Annotated in this window: 7 protein-coding genes, 1 tRNA gene and 1 pseudogene; 5 read left to right on the plus strand and 4 right to left on the minus strand. The window is 35.8% G+C overall.

Annotation, left to right across the window (positions count from 1 at the left end; all coding sequences use genetic code 11):
* Nucleotides 1-721: 721 nt before the first annotated feature.
* A complete protein-coding gene (gene polA, locus OM966_RS03620; RefSeq protein WP_264328844.1) occupies nt 722-3,295 on the plus strand; it encodes a DNA polymerase I in 2,574 nt (857 codons plus the stop codon).
* Between the two features lie 49 nt (nt 3,296-3,344).
* The gene (locus OM966_RS03625) at nt 3,345-4,397 is read left to right on the plus strand and encodes a hypothetical protein (RefSeq protein ID WP_264328845.1); all 1,053 of its coding nucleotides are present in this window, start codon (nt 3,345-3,347) and stop codon (nt 4,395-4,397) included.
* Nucleotides 4,398-4,434: 37 nt separating this feature from the next.
* Here the strand turns inward: OM966_RS03625 and OM966_RS03630 are convergent, their stop codons facing one another.
* From OM966_RS03630 to OM966_RS03645, 4 genes are all read right to left on the minus strand, one after another.
* Nucleotides 4,435-5,214: an exodeoxyribonuclease III gene (locus tag OM966_RS03630; RefSeq protein WP_264328846.1), complete on the minus strand. Its 780-nt coding sequence runs from the start codon at nt 5,212-5,214 to the stop codon at nt 4,435-4,437.
* Nucleotides 5,214-5,921 carry a uroporphyrinogen-III synthase gene (locus OM966_RS03635; protein WP_264328847.1) on the minus strand — a complete coding sequence of 236 codons (708 nt, stop codon included), beginning with the start codon at nt 5,919-5,921 and terminating at the stop codon, nt 5,214-5,216. Before OM966_RS03635 ends, OM966_RS03630 begins: the two co-directional genes overlap by 1 nt.
* 245 nt (nt 5,922-6,166) lie before the next feature.
* The gene (locus OM966_RS03640) at nt 6,167-6,679 is read right to left on the minus strand and encodes a hypothetical protein (protein WP_264328848.1); all 513 of its coding nucleotides are present in this window, start codon (nt 6,677-6,679) and stop codon (nt 6,167-6,169) included.
* 70 nt (nt 6,680-6,749) lie between these two features.
* Nucleotides 6,750-6,834: transfer RNA gene (locus tag OM966_RS03645), tRNA-Leu, on the minus strand.
* Nucleotides 6,835-6,896: 62 nt separating this feature from the next.
* On the opposite strand from OM966_RS03645, the gene tldD reads away from it, so the two are divergent.
* The 3 genes and pseudogenes from tldD (at nt 6,897) to OM966_RS03665 (ending at nt 11,104) form a co-directional block, all read left to right on the plus strand.
* Entirely contained in the window at nt 6,897-8,315 is a 1,419-nt protein-coding gene (gene tldD, locus OM966_RS03650) for a metalloprotease TldD (protein ID WP_264328849.1), read from the plus strand.
* Nucleotides 8,316-9,258: 943 nt separating this feature from the next.
* Nucleotides 9,259-10,186: pseudogene (locus OM966_RS07545) on the plus strand (IS110 family RNA-guided transposase).
* Between the two features lie 102 nt (nt 10,187-10,288).
* Complete coding sequence (locus tag OM966_RS03665; RefSeq protein ID WP_264328850.1) at nt 10,289-11,104, plus strand: helicase RepA family protein; 816 nt, start codon at nt 10,289-10,291, stop codon at nt 11,102-11,104.
* Nucleotides 11,105-11,106 lie beyond the last annotated feature (2 nt).

Here is an 11,106-nt window from a genome sequence, read left to right on the forward strand (position 1 = left end):
ATCTTCAAATATTTTTTTATTACCAGATAGCAACTGAAGATCCTACTCCAAAACTGTGCTCTATAGCTGACCCAAGCAACACGTCATACCGCGATTCATTCGCGGTATCTCATCCGCTAACACGTAGCAGGATGACGAGGTTATCGTCATACCACCGTGAACCGTCATACCGCCGCGATATCTCACCCGCTAACAAGTAGCGGGATGACGATTGTCGGTGAACCTAAGTTACTTTAGCTACAAACGTTAAGAAATTTACCAAGTAAAAAAAGGCAAAAGAAACCCCGAGTAGCGAGTTTTGACTCTATATTACTGTAAGTGGCGCTGTAATAATGTGCTGACGCTTAGTTTAAGCGCGGTTTGGCTGAATGTAGAAAAAATTTAAAAGACATGCAGCCGCTATAATTTTATGTAATCCGCCAAAAAATACCCTAAGTTTTTTACTGAATTTTGTTATTGAGCCTGCAGGTCAAAAACAAGTTTTGAGTCAAAAATACCCTCGATGCCATGATAAAGGGGCTGACGAAGTTTGTCAAGTAAGTTTTTTGTTTCTATTCCCAATAAAAGTTCGTCATATGGTTATGCAAGAAGTCTAATTGGTATAACCATGCATGAATGCTATTTTCGGCAAAATCTCTTACAATGCTCAAAAGCAGAAAAACAAAAACTTGATTTTCGCAGCTAAATAGTGGACCATCAAAAGCACGCATAAATATCTACAATGAAAGAAAAAACTTTCACAATCATCGATGGCTATGGTTTTCTTTTCAGAGCTTACTATGTACTACCTCACTTAATTACCACAACAGGAATGCCAATAGGTGGTGTATATGGCTTTCTGAATATGGTTCTTAAGTACATTGCCCATTCGGACTACTTAACTATAGCACTTGATGCAGGAAAAAAGAATTTTAGGCACAATTTATATCCTGAATACAAAGCAAACAGAGTAACGCCTCCTGAGGATCTAATTCCACAGTTCACCATACTGAGGGAAGCGGTAGAAGCTTTTAACCTCAGCTATGAAGAAATTGAAGGTTATGAAGCAGATGACATAATCGCAACACTAGCTGCAAAATACGCCAACCACCAAGACTTTAAAGTGGTAGTCGTTTCATCAGATAAAGATTTGTTTCAACTCTTGAACCACAATATTTTAATATTCGACCCCATTAAAAATATATATATAGATGAAAAACAAGTAATAGAAAAATTTGGTGTAAACTCACACAAGCTTCTTGATTTATTTTCTCTAACTGGTGATGCATCTGACAACATTCCAGGCGTTCCGGGAATAGGTCCGAAGACTGCAGCTAAATTACTAGATGAATTTGATTCATTGAATAATATTATAGAGAACATTGATAACATCGAGCAAACGAGGATTCGTAATATTCTTGCTGAACATAAGGAAAAAGCGCTAATTTCAAGAGAACTTTTATCACTATGCGAAAAAGTAGACCTTCAACATGATATTGCAAAATGTGAAGTTCGCCCTCCAAATATGGAAAAACTATTATCCTTTTTAAAGAAGTATGAATTCAATTCCTTAATAGGTAAAATAGAAAAGCTTTTTTCCTATAATGGATCTAGCACAAAAGAGAAAATAGAATATAGTAGTGAAGAGTTAGAGAAATTTTTGGAGCATTGTAGATATGAAGGCAAAATTGCAATTCATTACCACCTTGAAAACAATGTATTAAGTCTATCTTATAGCGAAAGTAATATTTTTTGTATAGAGCAAGATAGCATACAAAATGCACTCATTACAATCAACTCAACTTTACTCTCAAATGGGGTGCTTAAAATAATACATAACATTAAAGAGATGAGGAAAATCTTCCCTGCAGTGGAGAAGATGCTAGATTCAGTTGATGATTTGATGATAATGTCGTATAGCTTGGATACAGGGAAGCATGATCACAGTATTCCAAACATAATTGCACATAATTTGAGTGGAGATGTAGAAATTTTCTCGGCAAAAACTTTAATAGCAATTCATGAAAAGCTAAAGCAAAGGTTATTTCAGGAAAAATTGTTCACAATTTACGAGCGCTTCGATAAGCCACTTATGAAAGTAATATTTGATATGGAGAAAAATGGAATATTGCTAAAGATTCAAAAACTACAGGAGCTATCCGATAAATTTCAGCAGGTAATTGCTGTACTTGAAAGTGAGATATATAATTTGGCAGAGGAGAAATTCAACATTGCGTCACCAAAACAATTAAGTGATATTTTATTTAATAAAATGGGGCTTAATAAAAAGAAAAAGTCAAAATCTGGATCGTATAGCACCAATTATGAAGTTCTAGAGGCACTCGAAGAAGAAGGGGTAGAAATTGCAGGTAAAATTTTAAGTTGGCGACATTTAAGTAAATTGAAGAGTACCTACACTGATGCATTAATAAAACAGGTTGATCCGCTCGATGATAGAATACACACAAGCTTTTCAACGACTGCAACTGCAACTGGAAGGCTGAGCTCCAGCAATCCTAATTTACAGAATATTCCTATCAGAAGCGAAGAGGGAAATCTTATCAGACAAGCATTTATTGTGCCAAAAGGGTGCAAGATAATCTCTGCTGATTATTCGCAAATAGAATTAAGACTCCTGGCACACGTTGCAAACGTTGCAGCATTTAAAGAAACTTTTGCAAACGGACAAGATATTCATGATATCACCGCTAGGCAAGTTTTTGGAGTGCAAGAAATAGATGAGCAATTAAGACGCAAAGCAAAATCCATTAATTTTGGAATTATATATGGAATCAGCCCGTTTGGCCTTGCAAAACGGCTTGGAATTACCTTTCAGGAGGCTGCTGAATACATTAATTACTATTTTTCCTGTTACCCAGAAATAAAGGTCTATATGGAAAAAGCAGTGTCTATCGCAAGATTGCATGGTTATGTAGAAACTTTGTTTGGCAGGAGATGCTTTGTAAGAGACATAAACAATACAATTCCTTATGTAAGACAATTTGCAGAAAGGGCAGCAATAAATGCACCACTGCAAGGAACCGCTGCTGATATAATAAAACGTGCGAAGATTCGGCTTTTTGATCAATTGAAAGTAGGTAAAATAATCCTCCAAGTTCACGATGAGCTACTGGTCGAGGTAGAGGATGAAAAGGTGCAAGAAACAGCAAAACTTATGAAAGACGTAATGGAAAATGCAATAGAAATTTCTATACCACTTGAAGTAGAAATAAAAATTGGCGACAACTGGGGTCTAAATTCTCTTAATTATGATTTAAACATTGCGAATTCTAGGAGTATAAATCATTTGAACTAATACGAAAAATATGTTAAAATAGAACATAGCAAATGCAAATAGGTCAGCCATGACAGGCCCACAAGTAAAAAGTTCAAAACCTCCAAAGTTACCTACTCAGGTAACTAACAAAGATGAGAAAATTCTTGAAAAAGAGGAATATCAGGCAATCTATCGTGCTTTCCTAGATACTTTAGAAAATCCAGAAAAGCAAACGAAACAGGAAATAGAAAAGAAGAAACAGAAATTGAAAGAAGAACTTCCAGATCGAGAAAAACAAGAATTACAGGATGATCTGAAGTCATTAGATGAACGATTAGAGCGATTACAAAATGGAAATGAAAAGAAAATTTTTACTTTTATATCAAAGAATCATGAAGGTATATTCAATAATATTAATCAAGAAGATATAAAGTTACTAAGTGAAGAAAACTTTTGTCAGCTTTTACTTTCTGTGTTTAAAGAAATTAGGGAGCAAGGCTTAGCTAGAGAAGAGAAATTAAATAATGATAAAATACAGCAAATAATAACCAAGTGTGTAGCTGATATACGGGGTACAGAAGCTAAAGATTCACTCATAAAGCTTGCTGGGTGGCCGCTTGGAGTAAAGGTAGATCCTAAAAACGCTCTTGGCTCTATTAAAGATGGGTTACTAGAAAAGGTACCATTCTTAGGTAAAGGTAAAAAAGAGGAGGATGAGCCACCACTCAGTGATGAAGAGATGGCAACAGCATTCTTACGTAAGATTTTTCTTCCTATTTCTTTTTCCATTGCTTCAATATTCATTTTTGGTCCTACTACACTCGCGATAGTTGCTGCCGTTATTGGTACAATATTCGCCATAAAAGGGGGAGTTGAGGTTCTTTTTTCAAATGACAAAGAAGGTACTTTATATAACCCTCATTCACGAGATGAAAAGAAAAAAGAAGGATGGGATGGGAAAATTCTTGATAGTATTAGTAAAATTTTAGGATCCAAAGTTAATGAAACTGGGCAGGGTAATCAACCTGCTGTAACAACTGAGGAGCAACTTACTCAAAAGAGTGAGCAGTCTACTGTGCTTGAACAAGTTACTTTAGATCAGCAAAAAACCACAGGGCAGCAACCAAGTAAGACTACCTAAGTTTGCCAATAAAGTGAGTTGTGTAAAAGGTCTACTATTATTCTATAACGCATACAACAGGAGTATGATCAGATGGATTTTCTAGCTTACGCAATCTATCATCTATGTAGCATGTTTCCAATTTATCTACAGCTTGTGGCGATAATAGCATATAATCTATTCGCATTCCTTGATTGTTTCTGAGTGAATTGCCTTGATAATGCCACCAAGTAAATTGTTGCAAATTTGGGTGAGATATTCTAAACGTGTCTTTAAACCCAAGATTCAAGATTGCTCTTAACTTCTCACGTTCTTTTATATGAAAGCACACTTGGCCATTCAATAAATTTGAATCAAAAACATCAATTTCATCCAGTGCAACATTATAATCGCCAGCTATAATAGTTAACTCTTCATTTTTCAACAAAGTGCTCATCCTTTCATATAGGTTATCAAAAAACTTGAGTTTATACTCAAACATATGAGAGTCTGGGCTTTGACCATTTGGAACGTATACACTTCCTACCCTTACCTTATGATTGGTGTGTTTTATCACACATTCTATATAACGTGCTTCTTGATGACTCTCTACAACATCAATTTTTAATTTTTCCAGTATCGGATATTTAGATAAAACACAAACGCCATTTCTTGCAACTTGTCCATAGATAGCATATTCATATCCTAACTTTTCTATCTCTACATAAGGAAATTGCTCTTCCGTACATTTTATCTCTTGCAGCAAAACTATATCTATCTGACTGTCAACTATAAAACTACAAAGTTGGTTAACTCTTTTACGTATGGAGTTTACATTCCAAGTTGCAATCTTTAGCATCAACAATCCTTATTAATTATATCAATTAAACTCTCCCCAGTAGGCAACCTCGATGTTATAATTTTTTTCCATTTGATTAACCTTAAACTATCAGCAATGTTTTTACTCATGGTATATGCAACTGTATTATTCATCACATGAGATAGCCCACTTTTTAGAACTAATGAACAAAATACCCTTGCTGTCTGTGAGGAAAAAAAAGCAACACTATCAATTTTACCATCCAACAGTAAATTTTTACACCTATTAGTTAGACTCCTTTTTATAATTGTTTTATAGAGTACAACTTCTCTTACATTAAAATCTTCTTCAGATAATCTCTTTTTTAGGTCACATGATACTTCTTGTCCCCTTATATACAAGAACTTTATTGCGTTTGAATAATGAGCTTTTATGAATGATATCAGACCATCAACGTTGCTGTCTGCTGAGATTATATCAGAAAATCCCAAATTTTTTGCAGCCTGCATGGTTGAATTACCAACTGTAATAATCGGAAAGTCATCCTCTTTGCATATTTGACTAAAAGCCTTTACACTGTTTTTACTTGTAGATATCACAACGTCAAATTCGTACGCAGATATATCAGGATTTAAGTACTTTATTGTGAATACTGGTTCTATAAAAACTTTGTATCCATATTTTCTTAATATATTTCTTGTACTGAACGAATCCAATAAAGGCCTCGTTAATAAAATAGACTTCATTCTGATTTATTTCACTACTAGTAAAATAGTACCCTTTATACACAAATTACTGAATAAAAATTTTTATTTTGATGGCTTGAGCAACTATTCAAGTAATTGATGTTGAAATAAGGATACTCAGTCCCCTATTTACCACTAAGCTTTAAATTCACTTATACTTTTTTAATGCTAATTACATTAAACTCTTTTGAATGGCTCCCTTCAATGGAATTATATAGCTAATATTCCTGTATAAGTCGAATGGGTTAATTTATTGATGCATAATAATTAGGCCCAGCTATCGCGGGTTGAATGTTAAAGTGATCACTAGCTTTGAGATTATCATTTTTATCTATTTGTGGCTTACTAATCATAGTCCGAACGATATTAGTTGCTATAAAGGCACAGCCTAGAATAAAAAAGGCAGTGGAAACAAAAGGAATGATAGGAGATTCGAGAGGCAATATAGATGCAATTCCTCCTATTAAAAACGAAATGTTAGATATAATATCAAGACAGATCTTTGTTAGTTTTTTTTGTCCTGCTACACCAAGTTGCTTCTGTAGGAAATGATCCTTTAATGACCATATATTTAAAGCAAACGAAAGTGCACTGAATATAGTGCCGGCAATACTAAAATACAGACTTAAGACAGGAATACTAAAGGCTAATGCTGCTATATATCCAATAAAAGAAGCAGTAGATAGTGTAGTAACTAAGCGTTTCGAGTAAGTTCGTACCTTCTTTCTGTAGGCTAACTTATCTTTTTCACCATACATAGCATAAATATTACCTAATACGTTATATTATAGTATTAATTAATTCAACAAGCAATATGGAAGCTAAGAGTGCCCGAGAGAAGACTTGAACTTCCACAACTTAAAAAGTTACTAGCACCTGAAGCTAGCGCGTCTACCAATTCCGCCACCCGGGCTTTTTATAGTTTGCTATGTTAAAGTTAAATAATATACTTAAACAATTTTTAGTTCAAAGGTAATGCCAAATCTAGATCAAATATTTTTTGCTCAAAACAATGTTAATATTAATAACGTATATAAAATAGTCAATAACGCTTTGAGCAATAGCGATGGTGGTGAGCTGTTTCTAGAATTTTGCCAGTCGGAGTCCCTAGTTTTTGATGATAATATATTAAAACACGTGGATTTGAATACCAGAAGGGGATTTGGTTTAAGGTCTTTTTGTGAGGATAGTACATCTTTCGTTTGTTCTTCTGAGATTAGCGAAAAAGAAATTAGTAATGCTGCTTCTATGGTAAAAAGCTCAGTGTCTTTAAACAAGACAAATTCAATAAATTTAAACGAAGAGAAAAAAAGCCTATATTCGAGGATTAACCCTACAAATGAAATGGATCTGAATTCAAAGATTAAACTACTCAATGAGGTTAATGAGTATGTAAAGTCCAAAAATAACTGCGTGAAGCAAGTAAAAATAACTCTAAGTGGAGAATGGCAAGTCGTACAAATAATAAAGGGTGATCACAGATTAAGCGATATCAGGCCTCTGGTACGTTTTAATGTGCTAGTCATTGTAGAAAAGGATGGCCGTACCGAGAGAGGCTCCGCAGGACACGGTGGAAGGGATTCTTATAGTAAGTTTATTTCTGAGAAAAAGTGGAAAGAAGTTGCAAACCAGGCTTTGGAACAAGCACTGGTAAATCTTGAAGCAATTCCAACTCCAGCCGGAGAAATGACAGTTATTCTAGGTCCGGGCTGGCCGGGAGTATTGTTGCATGAAGCTGTGGGTCATGGACTCGAAGGCGATTTTAATCGTAAAGGAGTCTCAGCATTTTCAAATTCTATTGGTAAACAAGTAGCAGCTAGTGGCATCACAGTAGTTGATGATGGAACTCTGCCTAATTTGCGTGGTTCTATTAGCATAGATGATGAAGGTATTCCACCCAGTTATAATGTGTTGATAGAGGATGGAATTCTCAAAGGCTACATGCAGGATCATATGAATGCTAAACTCATGGGTGTGAATCCAACTGGTAATGGTAGAAGAGAAAGTTATAAAGAAGTTACTATGCCGCGCATGACAAACACCTATATGTTACCAGGGAAACATACGCCGGAAGAAATAATATCTAGCGTAAAGAAAGGTCTGTATGCAGTAAATTTCGGTGGTGGGCAAGTTGATATAACGTCAGGGAAATTTGTTTTTTCATCTTCAGAAGCTTACTTAATAGAAAATGGTAAAATTACACGGCCAGTCAAAGGAGCAACACTAATTGGTGATGGGCCAACAGTGCTAAAAAAAGTATCCATGGTTGGCAACGACTTAAAGTTGGACCCCGGTGTTGGCACATGCTCAAAAGATGGACAAAATGTGCCCGTTGGAGTTGGTCAACCAACACTCAAAGTCGACGCAATAACTGTTGGTGGAACTGAGATATAGATAAGGGCTAAAACGGGCTCCAGCGCATGACGAACAATTGTACAAACATTGTAGCCGTTATTCAAGTAGCCCGCAGAAACGAAAAAACTTCCTTGACAAACTCCGCCAGCCCCCTTATTATGACAACAAGGGTATTTATGACTCAAAACTTGTTTTTGACCTGCAGGCTCAATGACAAAATTCAGTAAAAAACTTAGGGTATTTTTTGGCGGATTACATAAAATTATAGCGGCTGCATGTCTTTTAAATTTTTTCTACATTCAGCCAAACTGCGCTTAAACTAAGCGTCAGCACATTATTACAGTGCCAATTTAAAGTATTAGAGAGTCAAAACTCGCACCACGGGAGTTCTTTGCCTTTTTTTTCATTTGGTAAATTTCTTAATGTTTGTAGCTAAAGCAATTTGAGAGACCGAAAATGGTGTAATTCCAGCGCGTGATGCTGGAATCTAGTCTTTATTATGCAGCCACTTATTTAAAGTTAAGTTTTCTGGATCCAAGTAGTCAGGGCACTGGGATGACAGCTACCCTGAAAACCTTCATCCCGCTACGTGTTAGCGGATGAGATACCGCGGCGGTATGACGGTTCGTGGTGGCATGACGATAACCTCGTCATCCTGCTGCTTGTTAGCGGATGAGATACCGCGAATGAATCGCGGTATGATGCAGAGCTCGCGTTAGCTATACTTTTATACTCACCAACTCAGTATCCAATCTGGATCCAAGTAGTCAAGCTACTTGGATTGTATATTAAATCAAAGTCGCAAGACTATAATGAGCAAGGAGTGATACTATCAATTGGATTGATTGATAGAAATCGTAGGCATCTCAGTACACTCCTAGCTTTAAAAAATGGAGTACGAACGGTAGGAGGATCTAAAAGATCGAATCACAATCCTGTACAGCATTTACATTATTATTTGATTATATTTATAGGTACAAAAATGGCTAGAACAGTTTTTGTGGGTATTGATGTTTCAAAAGAAACACTTGATATCTCAATCAACAATAAACATCAGCGTATAGAAAATGCAGAGAGAGCTATATCTGAGTTTATAAAGTCGAAAATGGCTAACGTATTTGTTAAGTTATGTGTAGTAGAATCCACAGGAGGTTATGAGAAACTTGTAATAAAATTGTTACAAGAACATAACATAGCTGTTCACAGAGCTCACCCAAATCGGGTATGCATTTGCAAAAGCCTGCAACCACTTTGCAAAAACAGATAAATTAGATGCAAAATTACTAGAAAAATATGCTGAATTTATCACAAAAAATGACGAAGTAATAGAATACATAGTTTCACAAAAGCAAGAAGAACTAAAAGAGCTAAGAGCAGTTGAGCGCAATCTAAACGATGAAGTTCATGCAAATAAGTGTCGTTTGCATAAGGTTACAGGAAAAGCCAGGGAATATATAGAAAAACAGATAGAATTTGCAAAAAAACAATTAGAGCAAATTAGGCAAGACATAGAAGATATAATAAACTCTGATCCTGATTTGAAGGAAAAAAGCAAACTGCTAACTAGCTATAAAGGTGTTGGACGGAAAACCGCAAGTATCCTACTCATAGAGGTACCTGAACTTGGTAGGTTAGATAATAAGGAAATAGCTTGTCTAGTTGGAGTTGCACCAAAAACTAGTGAAAGCGGAAGGAAAGTGAGCAAGGCCCAAGTCATAGGTGGCAGATTTTATGCTCGAAAAGCATTATACATGTCTGCTGTGGTTGCAATGCGTCATAATAAAAAAATGAAAGTATTTTACCAGCGTTTAGTTGACTCTGGCAAAGTCGCTTTAGTTGCTGTAATGAGAAAAATCATCATTTGTTTAAATGCTATGATAAAAAACAATAATTTTTATCTTGATGTTTAAGACGGTAGATTCCTGGATATGGTTGAAGAACCGCATCTGGGAAAATTACTTACGAAAATCAAAGCTAAAGCCTTTTCTACTGCTGCTTAATGGAGAATAACTATGCTACAAAACATTTTCACTATTGGTCAAAAAGTCCCTTTTTTCAGCGTAAAAGAATATTTAAGTGACCCAACACCAGTACCAGAAGACATCATCTACCCGAGGATATTAACTCCAAGGGGTTTGTTGGTATTTGGCGAGCCACCTAAAATTGGTAAAAGAGATTTTCTGATTTCATGGCTCATGCACATGGCTGCTGGCGTTTCATTTCTGGGTATGATTCCCAGTCAGCCTATGAAAGTTCTCTGTCTGCAGACTGAAATTGATGATGGATATTTAAAAGAGCGTCTACAGGAGTTAAAACTCGATAAAGAATTTTTGGACGTTGGTGCAAACAACTTCATGATCATGCCAAGAGTGCAACTATCATTCAGTAGTGAAGAGATAGATGAAGTAAAGTACTCTTTGAAGGAAAAAAGTTTCAAGCCAGATATTATCGCCATAGATCCTCTACGCAACGTCTTCAATTTAGGTAATGAGAACGATAACAGTGCTATGTTGTTCTTTCTACAAAAAACACTTGAAAAACTGAGAAACGTTATTAATCCAGATTCTGGAATAATTTTGACCCATCATACGAAAAAATTACCTAAGAAAATGCTAGAAGAGGATCCATTTCAGGGTTTAAGCGGTGCTGGGTCTTTAAGAGGGTTTTATACCACAGGTAAGGTGATGTTTCGGAAGGATGAAGAAAACGGAAAAGAAAAAACCGCATGTCAAATAGTTTTTGAGTTACGCAATGGAGAGCATATCCTGCGCAAGACTGTCGACAAGATAGATGGTCGCTGGCAGTTTGTGGACCAATGGAATAGCTGATT

Source organism: Wolbachia endosymbiont (group A) of Andrena hattorfiana (assembly GCF_947179565.1).
Taxonomy (GTDB): Bacteria; Pseudomonadota; Alphaproteobacteria; order Rickettsiales; family Anaplasmataceae; genus Wolbachia.

Excerpts from the sequence above, each read along its gene's own strand:
- polA (WP_264328844.1), top strand. The coding sequence starts at position 722 with ATGAAAGAAAAAACTTTCACAATCATCGATGGCTATGGTTTTCTTTTC.
- OM966_RS03625 (WP_264328845.1), top strand. The coding sequence starts at position 3,345 with ATGACAGGCCCACAAGTAAAAAGTTCAAAACCTCCAAAGTTACCTACT.
- OM966_RS03630 (WP_264328846.1), bottom strand. The coding sequence starts at position 5,214 with ATGCTAAAGATTGCAACTTGGAATGTAAACTCCATACGTAAAAGAGTT.
- OM966_RS03635 (WP_264328847.1), bottom strand. The coding sequence starts at position 5,921 with ATGAAGTCTATTTTATTAACGAGGCCTTTATTGGATTCGTTCAGTACA.
- OM966_RS03640 (WP_264328848.1), bottom strand. The coding sequence starts at position 6,679 with ATGTATGGTGAAAAAGATAAGTTAGCCTACAGAAAGAAGGTACGAACT.
- tldD (WP_264328849.1), top strand. The coding sequence starts at position 6,897 with ATGCCAAATCTAGATCAAATATTTTTTGCTCAAAACAATGTTAATATT.
- OM966_RS03665 (WP_264328850.1), top strand. The coding sequence starts at position 10,289 with ATGCTACAAAACATTTTCACTATTGGTCAAAAAGTCCCTTTTTTCAGC.